The organism is Bordetella sp. (assembly GCF_057362025.1).
Genome location: NZ_JBMQQZ010000080.1, coordinates 47,578 through 65,312, shown reverse-complemented (window position 1 = coordinate 65,312; position 17,735 = coordinate 47,578). Strand labels below are relative to the sequence as shown.

Below are 17,735 nucleotides of genomic sequence, written 5' to 3'. Positions count from 1 at the left end.
GCCGCCCGGCCGCCGCCATGGCCTGCGCGCCTGGCGGCGAACCGCGGCCCGCCAGCCCCGGCACGCGCGGCCCGGGCTTTCTCGTTTCCGGAAACCCCCTTTGGCGAATGCATCATTCCCGGGGCTTCCCTTCCCACGGCACACTGTCGGTCCCTGACGGCTGTACGCGGGGAGGAGACATGGCACGACAAATTCTCGCGGGTATCCGCGTGCTGGAACTGGGGCAATTGATCGCCGGCCCATTCGCAGCGAAGACGCTGGCCGACTTCGGCGCCCAGGTCATCAAGATAGAACCGCCCGGCGTGGGCGACCCCTTGCGCAAATGGCGGATGCTGCATGAGGGCACGTCCGTCTGGTGGGAAGCGCAATCGCGCAACAAGCAATCCGTCTGCGTCGACCTGCGCCAGCCGGAAGGGCAGGACATCGTGCGCCTGCTGGCGGCGGAGGCCGATGTGCTGGTCGAAAACTTCCGTCCGGGCACCATGGAGAAATGGGGCCTTTCCTGGGAAACGCTGCACGCGCTGAACCCGCGCCTGATCATGCTGCGCATCTCCGGCTACGGGCAGACCGGCCCGAAGGCCGGTGAACCGGGCTTCGCCGCGATAGGCGAAGCCATGGCCGGCCTGCGCTACCTGAATGGCGAGCCGGGTCGCGCGCCGGTACGCGCCGGCGTGTCGCTGGGCGACACCATTGCCGGGCTGCACGGCGCGCTGGGCGTGCTGCTGGCGCTGTACGAGCGCGATGCGCGCGGCGGTACCGGGCAAGTGATCGACGCGGCGCTGTACGAAAGCATCTTCAACCTGACAGAAAGCCTGCTGCCGGAATATTCCGTGTTCGGCGCAGTGCGCGAACCCGCCGGCGCGGCGCTGCCGGGCATCGCGCCGTCGAACGCCTATCCCTGCGAGGATGGATTCGTCCTCATCGCCGGCAACGGCGACGGCATCTATACGCGGCTGATGGCGCGCATCGGCCGCGAGGACCTGGCGCACGATCCCGCGCTGGCCCGCAACGACGGCCGCGTCGCCCGCGTAGAGGAAATCGATGCCGCCATCGGCGCCTGGACGCGCGGCCGCACCATCGACCAGGTACTGGACGCGATGCGCGAGGCGGGCGTGCCGGCCGGACGCATCTACAGCGTGGCCGACATTGCGCAGGATCCGCATTACCGCGCACGCCAGGCCATCGTGACGGTCGAATCGGCCAGCGGCATCGCGGTAGAAATGCCGGCCGTCTTCCCGCTGTTGTCCGGCAATCCCGGCACGGTGCGCGATCGCGCACCCACCCTGGGCGAGGACACAGATGCCGTATTGCGCGAGGCCGGTGTGGACGACCAGCAGCGCGCCGCGCTACGCGCCGCCGGAATCATCGGATAGAAGGCCGCGTCCGCACACCGCATCAGCAGCGCATCGGCATCGAATCGAAATTATCTCGGCACTGAATCGGCATCATTTCCATATCAGCACCCCACCGGTACCGGCTGCGCGCGGCAACGCCGCACCCATCGCAGACCGACGCTTCATCGTACCGGCGACGCAGTACCCGCCATCATCCCGCACAACAAGACGGAGACATCGACATGCATGACCGCACCCTGACCACATCCCTGCGCCGCCTGCTGGCCGCCGCGGGCCTTGCCGCCATGGCCGCCGCGCCCCTGGCCGCCGGCGCCGCCTATCCCGACCACCCGATCACGCTGATCGTCTCCGCCGCCCCTGGCGGTACGACGGACATCGCGGCACGGCTGATCGCCCAGCCGCTGGCCCAGGCGCTCGGACAATCCGTGGTCGTGGAGAACAAGCCAGGCGCATCGGGCAGCATCGCGGCGCAGGCCGTGAGCCGCGCCAATCCCGACGGCTACACGCTGCTGCTGCAATATTCCGGATACCAGGTCATCACGCCGCTGATCACCAGCGGCTTGAACTGGGACCCCATCAAGTCCTTCACGCCCGTCGCCAATGTGCTGTCGGCGCCGCAGGTCGTCGTGGTGCGCCCCACGCTGCCGATCAAATCGATGAAGGAACTGGTGGACTACGCCAAGGCGCATCCCGGCGAACTGAACTATGCGTCCTCGGGCAACGGCTCGCTGCAGCAGGTCGCCACCGAGCTGTTGAACCAGATGGCCGGCATCAAGACCACGCATATTCCCTACAAGGGCACGGGCCCGGCCCTGGCCGATCTGCTCAGCGGTTCGGTCGACATGACAATCACCACGCCGCCGCCGTTGCTGGGCCAGATCGCCGCCGGCAAGCTGCGTCCGCTGGCCGTCACCGGCAAGACCCGCCTGGAATCGCTACCCAACGTCCCGACCGCCGCCGAAGCCGGCTATCCCGACCTGCTGGTGTCGTCCTGGTTCGCGATGTACGCGCCGGCGAATACGCCCAAGGCCGTCATCGACAAACTCGCCGGTGAAATCGAGAAAATCATGAAGACCGACGAGTTCCGCAAGAAAGCCGCGGAGCAGGGCGCGCAAGCCGAGTTCATGGGCCCCGAACAGCTGGCGAAGTACACGCAAACCGAACTGGTGCGCTACAAGGCCGTCGTGGAAAAGGCCCACATCACGGCCAACTGAGCGACGGCGCGGCCCCTGCATCGACAGGTCGAGGCGGGGGCAGGCAAGCCCCCCGCCTGGTCCCGTTGCCGCGACACACGATCGCGCATTACGGCCGGCGGGCCAGCAAGGCCCAGAGTCCGGCCACGGACAATAGCGATCCGCCCGCCAGATGAAAGCCGCGGCGCGCGCGCGGTGCCGCCAGCCAACGACTGGCGGCACCGGCGAACAGCGCGTAAAGACTGGCATTCATCGCAGCCAGCACCACGAAGGTCGTCGCCAGGATCCACATCTGGGCTTCCGTGGCGCGGCCCGGGTCGATGAACTGCGGCAGGAAGGCGACGAAGAACACGATGCCCTTGGGGTTCAACGCCGTCACCAGCCAGGTATTGGCGAACAGCTTCCAGCGCGATAACGGCACGGGCGCTACGGCCGGCGCGGCGCCGCCCGCCACGCCCGCGCGCAGCATGCGGATACCCAGGTAAAGCAGATAGCAGCCGCCCATCCACTTCACCACCGTGAACCAGAACGCCGACGCCGCCAGCAAGGCGCCCAGGCCCAGCAGCGATAGGCACAGCGCGGTGGAATCGCCCAGCGCCACCGCCGCGACCAGCGGCCAGCGCGCGCGCCGCCCATGCGCTAGCGAATAGCTGATGACGGACAGGATGGTCGGCCCCGGAATGACGAGCAGGACGACCGAAGCGGCCACGAAGGCCAGCCAATGTTCCCAGGACATAACGACTTTTCCTCCTTGCCACGATAATCATCGATGCGCCCGCATAACAGCCGTCATGGCGGCCGCCAGCGTCGCTATCCCTGATGCTCTCCCACCACGTCGCGCAGGCTTTGCAGCGCCGTTTCCACAGCGGCGGGCTGGAAGGTTTCCTGCCGCCAATACATCGCGACCGCGCCGAAGCCCGACAATCGGATCGGCAGGATGCGCATGACATTCATGTGCGTGAACCGCAGCGCCGCGCGGTGCGAGGCCACGCCGATCAGATCGCTGTTGCTGATCAGGGTCAGGTTCACCGTTACCGAGTTGGATTCCACGTGATCCGCGGGCATGGCCTTGCCGGCAGCGGCCAGCGCCGTATCCAGTGCATTGCGGATCGGCGTTCCCTTGGGCCAGACGATCCAGCGATAGGCCATCAGGTCTTCCCATGCGATGGCCGTCAGATTGAACACCGGATGGCGCGGCCGCGCCACCATGTGGACCGGCTCCAGGTATAGCGATTCCGACAGAATGGCGGGGTCGTGATGCTCCGGCGCGGAGCGGCCGACGACGATATCCAGTTCGCCTTGCGCCAATTGGCCCAGCAGGTGATCCATGGTCGATTCGACCAGCTTGACGCGCGCCTGCGGCATCAGTTCCAGCAGCCGCATGACGGCCAGCGGCACCGTGTCCGATGCCGACGCGCCCGACGCACCGATCACCACCCGCCCGCCACCGCCCTGGCGCAATGCGGCCATATCGCCGCTGGCGCGCTCCAGCTGGGCATCGATGCGCTGCGCATGGGCGATCAGGGCTTCGCCGTAAGGCGTGGGGCGCAGCCCCCTCGCGTGCCGCTCGAACAGCGGCAGCCCGATGTCGTCTTCCAGGTCCTTGAGCCATTTCGATAAGCCCGGCTGCGTCGTATTGAGCATCGCCGCGGAATGGCTGATATTGCGCGTCTGCGCCAGGCTGAGCAGCATCTTCAGGTTGCGCAAGCGCAGTCGGTAGGTCCAGTCCATGGGGCGCCCGTCAGCCATACATTTTTATGTATGGATAATAAGATAAATTCATTTCCGAAGGCATATCTGGGCTCACATAATACGAAAAAACGTTCAGGAGACAAGGCCATGGCCGAAGGAACATCGACGCGCGCCGATCGTGCCGCGTACTACGAACGGATCGCCCGCAAGAACATGGCGCCGCTGTGGGAATCCCTGCATAACCTGGTACCGCGCACCCCGACGCCACGCTGCGTACCGGCCATGTGGCGTTACAACGACGTGCGCGCCGACGTCATGGAAGCCGGCACGCTGATCAGCGCGGAGGAAGCGGTGCGCCGCGTCCTGATCCTGGAGAACCCCGGCCTGCCCGGCCAGGCCAGCATCACCCAAACGCTATATGCCGGCCTGCAGCTGATCCTGCCCGGCGAGATCGCGCCCAGCCACCGCCACACGCAGTCCGCGCTGCGCTTCATTGTGGAAGGCTCCGGCGCCTATACGGCGGTCAACGGCGAACGCACCACCATGCATCCCGGCGACTTCATCATCACGCCGTCGTGGACCTATCACGATCACGGCAACATCGAGGCAGCCGAGGGCGGCGAGCCCGTAGTCTGGCTGGATGGACTCGATATCCCGCTGCTGCGCATGCTGGATGCCGGCTTCGCCGAAAACTACCCCTCGGCCACGCAGCCCGTGACGCGCCACGAGGGCGACAGCTTCGCCCGGTTCGGCAACAACATGGCACCTGTGCGCCACGTGCCGGCCAACGGCAATTCGCCCATCTTCAACTATCCCTACGAGCGCAGCCGCGAGGCCCTGGACCAGCTGTACCGCTACGGCGAACTGGACGCATGGGACGGCGTGAAGCTGCGCTATGTCAATCCGGCGACCGGCGGCTATCCGATGCCCACCATGGCGACCTTCATGCAATTCCTGCCGGCCGGATTCCAGGGCAAGACCTATCGCAGCACCGACTCCACCGTGTATTCCGTGGTGGAAGGCCGCGGCACCGCACGCGTAGGCGACCAGGAATTCCATTTCGGACCCCGCGATGTCTTCGTGGCGCCCTCGTGGCAGCCGGTACAACTGGCAGCCATGGACGACGCCATCCTGTTCAGCTATTCCGACCGCCCCGTGCAGGCGGCGCTCGGCCTGCTGCGGGAAGAACGGTTGTAGGCCCACCCCCGAAGCGCTCCGCGCTTCCCCCTCAAAGGGGGCGACGCTGGAGGACCGGGGAGGAGGCCCACCCCCGAAGCGCTGCGCGCTTCCCCCCTTCAAGGGGGGCGACGCCGGAGGACCGGCGGAGCCGGATCCTCGGCGTCCCGGGTCGGATGCACCTGTTTTTTTTGGGGTGTTGTGGTGGGTTGTTCCAGTCTCCGAAGCGCTGCGCGCTTCCCTTCATGGGAACACGGTTTCATGCGATGTAGTCGGTCGCCATTTTTTTGTCCTGCCAATTAAGGTTTCTTCGCACATGCCTTACGTCTTTGCTCCGCCGGCGACCGTCGCCGTGCCCGTCGCCGGAACCGGCGATAGCTTTCCCGTGCGCCGCGTTTACTGCGTCGGCCGCAACTACGCCGCCCATGCGCGCGAGATGGGTTTCGATCCCGACCGCGAACCGCCGTTCTTCTTCTGCAAGCCGGCCGACGCCGTCATGCCGGTGGTCGAGGGCGAGACGCTGAACCTGCCCTACCCGACCGAAACGTCGAACTACCACTACGAAATCGAATTGGTCGCCGCCATCGGCAAGGGCGGCGCGGATATCGCTGTGGACGATGCCCTGGGCCACGTGCACAGCTACGCGGTCGGGCTGGACATGACCCGCCGCGACCTGCAAATGAAGATGCGCGAGGCCGGTCGCCCGTGGGAACTGGGCAAGGCATTCGACGACAGCGCGCCGATCGGCCCGCTTTATCCCGTCGCCGCCAAGGGCCACTTCCCGAAGGCCGACATCTGGCTGAAGGTGAACGGGCAGGACAAGCAACGCAGCGACACGTCCAAGCTGATCTGGTCCGTGGCCGAAACCATCAGCTACCTGTCGCGCTACTTCCGCCTGGAACCGGGCGATCTTATCTACACCGGCACCCCCGAAGGCGTGGGGCCGGTGGTCAAGGGCGACCTCATGGAAGGCGGGGTCGAAGGTCTGGGTACCTTGCGCGCACGGGTGGTGTAAATCATGAAAGATACCGACGTCATCATCGTAGGCGCGGGCGTGGGCGGCCTGGTACTGGCCCTGAGCCTGCACCAGGCCGGCATCGCCTGCCGGGTGTACGAAGCCGTTCCGGAAATCAAGCCGCTGGGCGTGGGCATCAACCTGCTGCCGCACGCGGCGCGCGAGCTCGACGAGCTCGGCCTGCTGCCCGCGCTGGACAAACTGGGCGTGCATACGAAGGAATCGATCTTCTTCACGCGGCACGGCCAGTTCATCTACAGCGAACCGGCGGGCAAGGCGGCCGGATATGCCTGGCCGCAATACTCCATACACCGCGGCGATCTGCAGATGGCCCTGCTGGAAGCCGTGCGCCAGCGCCTCGGCGCCGATAGCATCCTGACCGACCACCGGGCCGTCCGCGTGGAGCAGGATGCCGACGGCGTCACCGTACACATGACGGACGGCGCCGGCAAGGCGCGTCCATCGGTGCGCGGCGCCATCGTCGTGGGGTGCGACGGCATCCATTCGGCATTGCGCAAGCAGCTCTATCCCAACGAAGGTGCGCCGCGCTATTCCGGCGTCAACATGTGGCGCGGCGTGACGCGCTGCAAGCCCTTCCTGAGCGGCGGCAGCATGGTGCGCGCGGGATGGCTGTCGATCGGCAAGATGGTGATCTACCCGATCCGCGACAACGTCGACGCCGAAGGCAACCAGCTGGTGAACTGGGTCGCCGAAATCGAATCGCCCGAACCGGCGGTGCGCGACTGGACCCGCCAGGGACGCCTGGAAGACTTCTTCCCGGCCTTCGCCGATTGGCATTTCGACTGGCTGGACGTGGCCGCGCTGATCGAGAACGCCGATTCGGTGCTGGAATACCCCATGGTGGACCAGGATCCTCTGCCCACCTGGACGCAGGGCCGCATGACCCTGCTGGGCGATGCCGCGCACCCCATGGTGCCGCGCGGTTCCAATGGCGCGGGCCAGGCCATCATCGACGCGCGGTTCCTGGCGGGGCGGCTCAAGACGCAGGGCCTGACCCCGGCTGCGCTGCAGGAATACGACAAGGCGCGCGTGGCGGCGACCACCAAGGTGGTCCTGACCAATCGCAGCAATCCGCCGGACGCTATCCTGCGCGAAGCCTACGAGCGTTCTCACGACCAACGCTTCGAGCGTATCGAGGACGTGATCAGCCGCGACGAACTGCAAGCCATCTCGGACCGCTACAAACAGGTCGCCGGATTCGATCCCGCGACGCTGACCTCGCGGCCGTCCTTCCTTTGATCCCCGCAGTACCACCCGACGGGCGCGGCCGAGACACCGCGCCCGCAAGGAGATAACAATGAAAACCCTGTTTCGCGCCCTGGCCGCGCTGGTTCTTGCCGCGACGGCATCCGTTAGCCAGGCCGCCTGGCCGGACCGGCCGATCACGCTGATCGTGCCGTTCACGCCGGCCACCGGCATCGACCTGGTGGCGCGGCAACTGGCTGCCACCTTGCCCAAGACGCTCGGGCAATCGGTCATCGTGGAAAACCTGGCCGGCGCCAGCGGCAACATCGGTACGGAGAAAGTCGCCCGTGCCGCGCCGGACGGCTATACCTTCCTGGTGACCGTGAATACCTTCGTGATGAACCAGCCGCTGTACAAGGAAAAGCTGCATTACGACCCGGTCAAGGACTTCGCGCCGGTCAGCCTGACATCCTGGGGCACGCTGCTGCTGGTCACCCACCCATCCAATCCGGTAAACACCGTGCAACAGCTGGAAGACGCCGCGCGCAAGCAGCCGGGCAAGCTTACCTATGGCACGCCGGGGGTCGGCACGCCGCACCATCTGGCCATGGCGCTGCTGCTGGACCAAAGCAAGACCGAGATGCTGCATGTGCCCTACAAGGGTACGGCGGGCGCCGTCACGGATATGCTGGCGGGACGGCTGGACTACATGTTCCTGCCGGTGCACGTGGCGCTGCCGCAGATCAAGGCGGGCAAGCTGAAGGCCATCGCCACCGGCAGCCCCAAGCGCATTCCGCAGTTGCCCGACGTGCCGACCCTGACCGAATCGGGACTCGCGGGCGCGGACGTCGACATGTGGTACGGCGTGCTGGCGCCCAAGGGCACCCCCGCCGCGATCGTGGACAGCATGAACAAGCAGATCGGCGAAGCCCTGAAGGCGCCGTCCACGGCCACCGCATTCGAAGCCCAGGGCATGGTACCGGCCACCTCCACGCCGGAGGAATTCGCCGCCCTGATCGCCAAGGACGCCAAGCGCTGGAGCGATATCGTCAAGCGCGCCGGCATCAAGGCGGACTGACGCCCGTCAGGCAACACACGGAACTGGCTTCATGCAACTCTATAGCTTCTTCAACAGTTCGACTTCCTATCGGGTCCGCATCGCGCTGGCACTGAAGGGCCTGGACCCGGAATACCGGCCCATCAACATCCGCACGCTGGAACACCGCGCGGCGGACTATATGGATCGGAACCCGTCCGGCTCCGTGCCGCTGCTGAGCGACGGCGAGATGAACCTCGGCCAGTCGCTGGCGATCATCGACTACCTGGACAGCACCCATCCGGAACCGCTGCTGATTCCGCGCGACGCCGAACGGCGCGCGCGCGTGCTGGAATTGAGCAGCGTCATCGCCTGCGATATCCATCCGGTCAACAACCTGCGCATCCTGCGCTATCTCACCGACGTGCTGGGCGTGTCGGCGCAACAGAAGGATGCCTGGTACCGGCACTGGGTGGCGGACGGCATGCGGGCGGTGGAAGCGCTGCTGGCCCGTCACGGGCAAGGCCCCTACTGCTTCGGCGAAGCGCCCACCCTGGCCGATGTCTGCCTGGTGCCGCAGATCGCCAACGCGCAACGCATGGGCTGCGATATGTCGGCTTATCCGCGCGCCATGGCGGTCTACGCGCATTGCGACGCGCAGCCGGCCTTCCAGCGCGCGGCCCCGGCCAGGCAGCCGGACTTCGTCGCATAGCGGGCGGGTGGCACGCGGCGCGGCGCCGCATGCCCATGACGCGCCCGGGCGGGATCGCCCGGGACGCGCAACGGTCGTCGTTCAGTTCGTGCTGGCGCCCGAAACCTTGACGATTTCCTTGTACTTGTTCATCTCGTTGCGCACGAAGTCGGCGAACTGTGCGGGCGACATGGGCTTGACCTCGGAGCCCATGGTCAGCAGGCGCTGGCGTACATCCGGCTGCATCAGCGCCGCGCTGTATGCCTTGTTCAACTTGTCGACCACCGCGGGCGGCGTGCCGCCCGTGGTAAAGACGCCGAACCACGTGCCCAGGTCGAAATCCTTGACGCCGGATTGCTCGACGGTCGGGACGTCGGGAAGCAGCGAAGAACGTTCCTTGGTCGTCACGGCCAGCGCCTTCACTTTGCCGTCCTTGATCAGGGGGGCGGACGCCGCCAGGTTATCGAACATGAAGTCCGACTGGCCCGACAGCAACGCCAGTTGCGCCGGGGACGCGCCCTGATAGGGGATGTGCTCGATACTGACGCCCGTACGTGCCTTCAGCAGTTCGCCGGCCAAGTGTCCCGCGCTGCCGTTGCCGCCCGAACCGTAGTTCAGCTTGCCGGGGTTGGCCTTGGCATAGGCAATCAGGTCGCCCACGCTGTTGATGTGGTTCTTCTTGGCGAAGTCGACATTGACGACCAGCACATTGGGCACCGACGCCACGATCGTCACCGGCGCGAAGTCCTTGATCGGGTCGTAGGGCAGGTTCTTGAACAGCCAGGGATTGATGGCATGCGTGGCCACCGCGCCCATCACCAGCGTATAGCCGTCCGGCTGCGCCTTGGCCGCCAGGTCGGCGCCGATATTGCCGCCCGCGCCGGCGCGGTTTTCCACGATGACCGGTTGGCCCAGGTCCCCGCGTACTTTCTCGGCCAGCATGCGGGCCATCGTATCCAGCGGACCGCCAGGGGGATAGGGAACGATGAAGCGCAGGGGCTTGCTGGGATAGTTGTCGGCGGCATGGCCGGCGACAGGCGCCACGGCTGCCAGCGCGACCGCACCGCACGCCAGCATGCGGGCCAGGCGGTTGAGTAAATTCGGGGACATGCTCTCCTCCCTCATATGTTTTGAAATAGCCAGTAGCATAACTGAGAAGCCACCCGCGCTATTTGAGGAACAAGGCCGATCTGGCCGCCCAGACCCCGGTACGAGCGCCCTATCGCCGGGCTCCCATGGCACGTCCCCGGGGCGTCATACCGTCCGGACTTCCCCGCCGTCCATGCGCAATGCCGCACCCGTCAGCCAGCGCGCACCCGGCGAGACCAGGAACGCCATCAATTCGGCGATCTCTTCGGCCTGGCCATACCGCGCGATCCCCGCCTCCCGCGGAAAGCTCGCCATCGCTTGCTCCAGCGTCATGTTCCGCCGTGGCGCCGATTGCTCCAGGAAGGCGCGCCGGCGCGCCGTCATCACGGCTCCCGGCAGGACACTGTTGACCTGCACGCCATCCGCGATCCCGCGATCGGCGAAGGCCTTGGCCAGCGCCGCGATCGCCGCGTTGATGGCCCCGACCGCCGCGGACGGGGCTTTCGGTTGTTCGGCGGTATTTCCCGACATCAGGACCACCGCCCCTTTCGACGTCCGCAGATGCGGCCAGGCGGCGATGGTCAGCCGACGCGCGCCATGCAGCTTCAAGGCCATGCCGTCATCCCATTGCCGGTCGGACATCTCGAACAGATCGATTTGAGGCACCGCGCCCGCGATATTCAGCAGCGCGTCGACACCGCCGAACGCCGTCACCGTAGCATCGACCACGACGGCGGGCGCGGACGGGTCCGCCAGGTCGGCGCCGATAACCAGGGCCTCGGCCCCGGCCGCACGCACCGCCGCGGCGGTGTCGTCCAGGTTGGCGCGGTTGCGTGCAACCAGCGCAACGGCGTCGAAATCTCGCGCCAGACGCAGCGCGGTCGCCCGCCCGATCCCCTGGCTGGCGCCCGTCACAATCGCCACTGATTTATGCATTTCCATTTCCGTTCTCCTCGGCTCGCTCTAGCGGTGCACCACAACCATCTTTCCCGCGGCTTCATTGGCTTCCATCACCCGATGGGCCTCATGGATTTCCTCGAAACCGAATACGCGCGACGGCTGCACTTGCAGGCGCCCCGCCGCGACGTCCCTGGCGATGTCCCGCAAGGGCACATCCGACAGCGGGAATCCCGGCGTGCCGAACACGAAACTGCCGAAGAACGTCAGGTACACGCCGCTCGCCATTTGCAGCAGGGGATTGAAATCCGCGATGGGCGCCAGGCCACCCAGCCAACCCGCCAGGCACGCCTTGCCACCGCGGCGCAGCATCGCCAGCGAATCCAGGATGGTGCTGTTGCCCACCAGATCCAGCACCGCGTCCAGCTGCCCGGCTTCGGCGATGCGCCTGGACAGGTCCGGTCCTTCCTGTTCGACCCGCACGGCTCTCAGCGCCTGCAGCATCTCGAAGCGCTTGGGATTGCGCGTCGTCGCGATAACGCGCGCGCCTGCGTTGACCGCCAGCTTCACCGCGGCCTGGCCGAAGGCCGAGGTCGCGCCGCGTATCACGACCGTCTGGCCGTCCCGCAGATCCAGGTTGCGAAACAGACAGGTCCATGCGGTTGCATAGGTTTCCGGGATCGCGGCCAGCACGTCCCACGGCAGGTCGGCGTCGATCGGCGCAACGTTGGAGACGGGCGCCCGTGTGTACTCGGCGTAGCTGCCGTTGATGGTGCGGCCCAGGCCGCCCATCAACGCCGCCACCTTCGCCCCCACCGGGAATTCCCCGCCGGGGCAGGACTTCACCACACCCACGCATTCGATGCCGCTGACGGGCGCGGCCTCGGCCCATTCGCCGCGCCGCATATGCATTTCCGCATGGTTGATGCCGAAGGCCTTGATCTCGATGACCACATGGCCGTCTTTGGGCTCGGGCTCCGGGATGTCCTTATAGACGAGACTATTCAGGCCGCCGAATTTTTCGAGAACGATTGCTCGCATTGTTGATCTCCGATCATGAAGGTCCCACGACCGGCCTGACCGGCCCGCGGGAATGAGTCCGCGCCGGCCGTCGGCGACGGCCGGTCGTTTTCACGCGAGGGAATGCAGGAACGCGCGGATCTCGCCGGCGATCTCGCTGGCGTGCGTTTCGAGGGCGAAGTGCCCCGTATCGAAAAACCGCACCGTGGCCGCAGGGATGTCGTGCTTGAAGGCGTCGGCGCCGGGCGGCAGGAAGAAGGGGTCGTTCCTGCCCCACACCGCCAGCAGCGGCGGCTGGTGACGGCGGAAGTACGCCTGGAATTCGGGATACAGGGCGACGTTGGTCTTGTAATCGCCGAAGATGTCCAGCTGGATTTCGTCGGCGCCCGGCCGCGCGAGGTAATGATCGTCCAGGCTATAGCCATCCGGCGATACCGCGGCCGGATCGGCGACCCCATGCGTGTATTGCCACAGCGTGGTTTCCGGTGCCAGCAGCGCGCGCAAGGCCTGGCGATTCTGCGGCGAAGGATCGCGCCAGTACGCCTGGATCGGATTCCAGCCTTCGCTCAAGCCTTCTTCATAGGCGTTGCCGTTCTGCGTGATGATGGCGCGGATGCGTTCCGGGTGACGCAACGCGAGGCGAAAGCCGGTCGGTGCGCCATAGTCGAATACGTACATTGCATAGCGATCGAAGCCGACCGCCTCGGTGAAGGCTTCGATCACACGCGCGAAGTTGTCGAAGGTGTAATCGAAGACCTCGCGCGGCGGCATGTCGGTCTGGCCGAAACCCGGCAAATCGGGCGCGACGATGTGGAAATCCCTCGCCAGTAAAGGAATCAGGTCGCGGAACATATGGCTGGACGTGGGAAAGCCGTGCAGCAGCAGCAGCTTGGGCGCGCCCGGCGTGCCCGCCTCGCGATAGAACACATTCAGGCCACCGGCCTGGGTGCGGCGATAAGTCGTGGTCATGGCATTCTCCTTCGGTCGATGGATTGCGGAACGGTCGCGCCGGCTTGGCGGCGAATCTAAAACCTATCCAGTCATATTAAATCGGTTACACAATCAAAGTTGTCCAGCGGATCCCGCCGGCAGCTTCCGTGGCGGATCGGCCAGCGGGCCAGCTACATACCACCCCCTTTCAAACCGGCGAGATCCTCGCGTACAAGCCAATGAATCCGGGCAAAGAGGCGCGCTGTCCACCCTGTCCGACCTTCGCTGCTCGACCGGTCCCCGCGTAACTTATCTACGAGCTGTTGCAAGGTTACTTTCGGTGATGATAACCTGTCAACAGCTTTTTAATGAGTTACCGCATCCGGCCGCCAGACAGGGCGGCAAAGGACACACGAATGCACGGGCACAACCACCTGCCGGCGATCTTCATCGCCGACGCAAAGGCGCTGGATTTCCTGAACTCGATCGCCACGCCGGTCGATACAACGATCGACTGGATCGATAGCGGAGAAGGATTGCTTGCCTGGCTCGAACAGGCCGGCCTGGTACCGGCCGACGAGCTGCTGGCGCTGCGCGCGCGCGCCATGCCGGGCGAACTGGACGGCGTCGCCGCCCAGGCCCGGGCCTTACGGGAATGGTTCAGGGAGTTCGTACGGCAACACATGGGCCGCACGCTTACGCAGGACGCCCTGCAGGCGTTGCAACCGCTGAATCGTCTGCTGGAGCGCGACGAAAGCTATACGCAGGTGGTTGTTGGCAGCACCGTGGCAGCCGCGACTGACGATGCGGACGCCGCGGCGAGCGGCGTGTTGCGACTACAGGTCACGCGCCGCTGGCGTTCGCCGGAATCGCTGCTGCTGCCCATCGGCGAGGCGCTCGCGCGCTTCGTCGCCAGCGAGGATTTCACGTACGTGAAGCACTGCGAGGGCGCCCGTTGCACCCTGCTGTTCGCCGATCACACGCGCGGCCATCGCCGCAGATGGTGCAGCACCGCCGTGTGCGGCAATCGCGCCAAGGTCGCCGCGCATCGCCAGCGCGCCCGGCAGGCCGGCGCGCGCTAGCATCTGGCGGTCTTGCACCGCCGGACGCGCGACGGCGTCGGCGTGCGGCGCTGTCGCGGCCTTCGCCGCCGCCACCGGCATGCACCCCGGAGGGGTCAGTGCAGGATCTGGCTAAGAAAGAGTTTCGTCCGCTCGTTTTGCGGATGATCGAAGAATTCGTCCGGCGTGTTCTGCTCGATGATCTCGCCGCGATCCATGAAGATCACGCGATCGGCGACCTTGCGTGCAAAGCCCATCTCGTGGGTCACGCACAGCATGGTCACGCCGCTTTCCTCGGCCAGCTTGACCATCACGTCCAGCACTTCCTTGACCATCTCCGGGTCCAGCGCCGAGGTCGGTTCGTCGAACAGCATGATCTTCGGGTTCATGCACAGCGAACGGGCGATCGCCACGCGCTGCTGCTGGCCGCCGGACAACTGGCCCGGAAACTTGTTGGCCTGCTCCGGGATGCGCACGCGCTCCAGGAACTTCAGCGCGGTGGCTTCCGCCTCGGCGCGCGGTTTCTTCAGCACCCACATGGGCCCCAGCGTCAGGTTCTCCAGGACGCTCAGGTGCGGGAACAGATTGAAATGCTGGAAGACCATGCCGACTTCGCGGCGGATGATTTCGATATGCTTGAGGTCGTTGGTGAGTTCGGTGCCGCTGACGAGGATATGGCCCTGTTGATGCTCTTCCAGCCGGTTGACGCAGCGGATCAGGGTCGACTTGCCCGATCCCGATGGACCGCAGATGACGATGCGCTCGCCCGGCGCGACGTCCAGGTTGATATTGCGCAGGACGTGGAACTGCCCGTACCACTTGTTCACATCCTGCATACGGATAATAGCGTCGGCCATGCGGGCGCTCCCTTGCCTCTGGCGCCGCTCCGGACTTCGATCCGGGCGGGTCGCGGTCCTATCGTTGATAACCCTTGGCCAGCCTGCGCTCCAGCGCTTGGCTGTACTTGGACATCGAGAAGCAGAAAATAAAGTAGATGAATGCGATGAACAGATAGGCCTCGACGCCGAATCCGCGCCAGGCGGCGTCGGACAGCGCGGCCTTGGCCGCCAGCGTCAGGTCGAAGATGCCGATGATGACCACCAGCGACGTGTCCTTGAACAGGGAAATGAAAATGCTTACCAGCGGCGGGATCACGATGCGCAATGCCTGCGGCAGGATGATCTTGCGCATCTGCTGCCAATAGCTCAAGCCCAGCGAAGCCGCGCCTTCGTACTGGCCCTTCGGGATCGCCTGCAGGCCGCCTCGCACGGTTTCCGCGATATAGGCCGCGGCGAACATGATGATGGCGATCTGGGCGCGCAGCAGCTTGTCGATGGAAAAGCCTTCCGGCAGGAACAGCGGCAGCATGACCGAGGACATGAACAGCAGGCTTATCAGCGGCACGCCACGTATCAGTTCGATGTACACCACGCACAGCGCCTTGATGGCGGGCAGCCGCGACCGCCGCCCCAGCGCCAGCAGCACGCCGAACGGAAACGCGAAGGCGATACCGAAAGTGGCGAGTATCAGTGTCAGCGGCAGGCCGCCCCAGCGCTCGTTTTCCACGTAGGTCAGGCCGAACACGCCGCCCCACATCAGCAGCGCCACCGCCGCCAGGCTGACGGCCCACCACACGCCCAGCATCGGCGTCCAGAAACGCCGGATGCCGCTGCAGATAATGATCGCGATCAGGACGATGGTGGCGAGCAGCGGACGCCACTGCTCGTCGTAAGGATAGGTGCCGAACAGAATCAGCCGGTGCTTTTCCCGGATGAAGGCCCAGCACGCGCCACCGGACGCACGGCACTCCTGCGCGGTCGTTGCCGAGAAGTTCGCCTTGACCAGCAGCCATTCCAGCAGGGCCGGGACTGCCAGCAGCAGGACCCAGACGATCAGCACCGTCAGCAGGATGTTCAGGGGCGAGGAAAACAGCCGCGATCGCAGCCAGCCTATCGGGCCGGTCTGGCTTGCCGGCGGCGGCAAGGCATCCACGGCGGGCGAGGCCTCGCCGGCCGGCCCACCGGGGACCGGTGACGGCAACCCTTCGATCGAGGCCAGCGACACGCTGCGCGGATCGACGTCTTCCTGGCGGGGCGGCTGGCCGGACGCGTTCATCTAGCGCTCCACCAGCGCAATGCGCTTGTTGTACCAGTTCATCAGGACGGAAATCGACAGGCTGACGGTCAGGTAGGCGCCCATGATGATCAGGATGCCTTCGATGGCCTGGCCGGTCTGGTTCAACGTGGTATTCACGACGGATACGATATCGGGGTAGCCGATCGCGACCGCCAGCGAGCTGTTCTTGGTCAGGTTCAGGTATTGACTGGTCATCGGCGGGATGATGACGCGCAGCGCCTGCGGCAGGACCACCAGCCGCAGCACCAGGCCGCGGCGCAGTCCCAGCGAACCGGCGGGTTCCCATTGGCCGATGTTCACCGCCTGCACGCCCGACCGCACGACTTCGGCGACGAAGGCCGCCGTATAGCTGACCAGCCCTGCCAGCAGCGCCGCGAATTCCGGAGACAAGGTCATGCCGCCGGCGAAATTGAAGCCGCGCAGCACCGGGACATCCAGCTTGAGCGACGCGCCGCTGATCAGCCATCCCAGCACGGGCAACAGGATCAGAAGCGCCAGCGCCCAGCGCGCCAGCGGGAAAATGCGGCCCGTCGCTTCGCGCCGCTTATTGCCCCAGTGCGCCAGCAACAGGATGGCGGCGATCGCCAGCCCCAGGCCGCCGAGCATCCAGTCCAGGGCATCGCCCTGCAGCGTCGGCAGTTTCAACCCGCGGTTGGAAATGAAGACCCCGGGCAGCGGCTGATGCGCCTGGCGCGGCCCCGGCATATTTTCGGTGATCAGCGCATACCAGAAGAACAGCTGCAGCAGCAGCGGAATATTGCGCATGACTTCGACGTAGATCGACGCCAGCTTGGCGATCAACCAATTGCGCGACAGGCGCGCGATACCGATCAGCGTGCCGATGACAGTCGCCAGCACGATCCCGATCACCGCCGCTCGCAAGGTGTTGATCAGCCCCACGACGATGGCGCGGCCGTAGGTATCGGTCGGGTTGTAGGAGATCGGCGTCTCGCCGATGGCAAAACCGGCCTCCCGCCCCAGGAAACCGAAGCCGGTCGAAATATGGCGCGACGAGAGATTGTTCAGCGTATTCGATACGAGGAACCATACGAGCCAGGCCACGGCCGACACGGCGATGACCTGGTACACGATGGCGCGCACCCCCGGATCGTTCCAGGACAGCTTGCGGACGGGTGCCGCCGTCGGAGGCGATTTCGGAGCGGGGGTCATGTCACCACCATACACCATGCCACGCGGCGAAATGCGGCGCGGCGCCGACCCGCGCGCGCGCCCGGCTC

The 17,735-nt window shown here is 65.8% G+C and carries 17 protein-coding genes; 8 read left to right on the top strand and 9 right to left on the bottom strand.

From position 1 onward, the window contains the following. Positions 1–179: 179 nt before the first annotated feature. Together ACO1P8_RS16700 and ACO1P8_RS16695 are read left to right on the top strand one after the other, a co-directional pair. Entirely contained in the window at positions 180–1,373 is a 1,194-nt protein-coding gene (locus tag ACO1P8_RS16700) for a CaiB/BaiF CoA transferase family protein (RefSeq protein ID WP_486297002.1), read from the top strand. 203 nt (positions 1,374–1,576) lie between these two features. Further along, positions 1,577–2,569 (top strand): Bug family tripartite tricarboxylate transporter substrate binding protein, encoded by a 993-nt coding sequence (locus tag ACO1P8_RS16695; RefSeq protein WP_486297001.1) that lies wholly within the window; start codon positions 1,577–1,579, stop codon positions 2,567–2,569. 88 nt (positions 2,570–2,657) lie between these two features. On the opposite strand, the gene ACO1P8_RS16690 is transcribed toward ACO1P8_RS16695, so the two are convergent. After that, complete coding sequence (locus ACO1P8_RS16690; protein ID WP_486297000.1) at positions 2,658–3,284, bottom strand: LysE family translocator; 627 nt, start codon at positions 3,282–3,284, stop codon at positions 2,658–2,660. 74 nt (positions 3,285–3,358) lie between these two features. After that, positions 3,359–4,279: a LysR family transcriptional regulator gene (locus ACO1P8_RS16685; RefSeq protein WP_486296999.1), complete on the bottom strand. Its 921-nt coding sequence runs from the start codon at positions 4,277–4,279 to the stop codon at positions 3,359–3,361. 108 nt (positions 4,280–4,387) lie between these two features. On the opposite strand from ACO1P8_RS16685, the gene gtdA reads away from it, so the two are divergent. From gtdA to maiA, 5 genes are all read left to right on the top strand, one after another. Beyond that, complete coding sequence (gtdA, locus tag ACO1P8_RS16680; protein ID WP_486296998.1) at positions 4,388–5,437, top strand: gentisate 1,2-dioxygenase; 1,050 nt, start codon at positions 4,388–4,390, stop codon at positions 5,435–5,437. Between the two features lie 295 nt (positions 5,438–5,732). Beyond that, positions 5,733–6,431 carry a fumarylacetoacetate hydrolase family protein gene (locus ACO1P8_RS16675; protein ID WP_486296997.1) on the top strand — a complete coding sequence of 233 codons (699 nt, stop codon included), beginning with the start codon at positions 5,733–5,735 and terminating at the stop codon, positions 6,429–6,431. Between the two features lie 3 nt (positions 6,432–6,434). After that, positions 6,435–7,691, top strand: coding sequence for a flavin-dependent oxidoreductase (locus ACO1P8_RS16670; RefSeq protein WP_486296996.1), 1,257 nt, complete (start codon positions 6,435–6,437; stop codon positions 7,689–7,691). A gap of 58 nt (positions 7,692–7,749) precedes the next feature. Next, positions 7,750–8,715 carry a tripartite tricarboxylate transporter substrate binding protein gene (locus tag ACO1P8_RS16665; protein WP_486296995.1) on the top strand — a complete coding sequence of 322 codons (966 nt, stop codon included), beginning with the start codon at positions 7,750–7,752 and terminating at the stop codon, positions 8,713–8,715. A 31-nt stretch (positions 8,716–8,746) separates the two neighbouring features. Further along, positions 8,747–9,385, top strand: coding sequence for a maleylacetoacetate isomerase (gene maiA, locus ACO1P8_RS16660; protein WP_486296994.1), 639 nt, complete (start codon positions 8,747–8,749; stop codon positions 9,383–9,385). Positions 9,386–9,466: 81 nt separating this feature from the next. Here the strand turns inward: maiA and ACO1P8_RS16655 are convergent, their stop codons facing one another. The 4 genes from ACO1P8_RS16655 to ACO1P8_RS16640 all read right to left on the bottom strand — a co-directional run bounded on the left by ACO1P8_RS16655 (position 9,467) and on the right by ACO1P8_RS16640 (position 13,339). Further along, positions 9,467–10,474 (bottom strand): Bug family tripartite tricarboxylate transporter substrate binding protein, encoded by a 1,008-nt coding sequence (locus ACO1P8_RS16655; RefSeq protein ID WP_486296993.1) that lies wholly within the window; start codon positions 10,472–10,474, stop codon positions 9,467–9,469. Between the two features lie 144 nt (positions 10,475–10,618). After that, on the bottom strand, positions 10,619–11,395 hold the full coding sequence (locus ACO1P8_RS16650) for an SDR family oxidoreductase (protein ID WP_486296992.1): 777 nt from the start codon (positions 11,393–11,395) through the stop codon (positions 10,619–10,621). Between the two features lie 21 nt (positions 11,396–11,416). Further along, positions 11,417–12,391: a zinc-binding alcohol dehydrogenase family protein gene (locus ACO1P8_RS16645; RefSeq protein WP_486296991.1), complete on the bottom strand. Its 975-nt coding sequence runs from the start codon at positions 12,389–12,391 to the stop codon at positions 11,417–11,419. A gap of 90 nt (positions 12,392–12,481) precedes the next feature. Next, positions 12,482–13,339 (bottom strand): alpha/beta fold hydrolase, encoded by an 858-nt coding sequence (locus tag ACO1P8_RS16640; protein WP_486296990.1) that lies wholly within the window; start codon positions 13,337–13,339, stop codon positions 12,482–12,484. 377 nt (positions 13,340–13,716) lie between these two features. Here ACO1P8_RS16640 and ACO1P8_RS16635 point away from each other — a divergent pair, with 377 nt between their 5' ends. Next, positions 13,717–14,382 carry a CGNR zinc finger domain-containing protein gene (locus ACO1P8_RS16635; protein WP_486296989.1) on the top strand — a complete coding sequence of 222 codons (666 nt, stop codon included), beginning with the start codon at positions 13,717–13,719 and terminating at the stop codon, positions 14,380–14,382. Positions 14,383–14,477: 95 nt separating this feature from the next. On the opposite strand, the gene ACO1P8_RS16630 is transcribed toward ACO1P8_RS16635, so the two are convergent. From ACO1P8_RS16630 to ACO1P8_RS16620, 3 genes are read right to left on the bottom strand one after another with little or no spacing between them, the layout of a single operon-like run. Further along, positions 14,478–15,218 (bottom strand): amino acid ABC transporter ATP-binding protein, encoded by a 741-nt coding sequence (locus ACO1P8_RS16630; RefSeq protein ID WP_486296988.1) that lies wholly within the window; start codon positions 15,216–15,218, stop codon positions 14,478–14,480. Between the two features lie 58 nt (positions 15,219–15,276). Beyond that, a complete protein-coding gene (locus ACO1P8_RS16625; protein WP_486296987.1) occupies positions 15,277–16,476 on the bottom strand; it encodes an amino acid ABC transporter permease in 1,200 nt (399 codons plus the stop codon). Beyond that, a complete protein-coding gene (locus ACO1P8_RS16620) occupies positions 16,477–17,667 on the bottom strand; it encodes an amino acid ABC transporter permease (RefSeq protein WP_486296986.1) in 1,191 nt (396 codons plus the stop codon). Positions 17,668–17,735 lie beyond the last annotated feature (68 nt).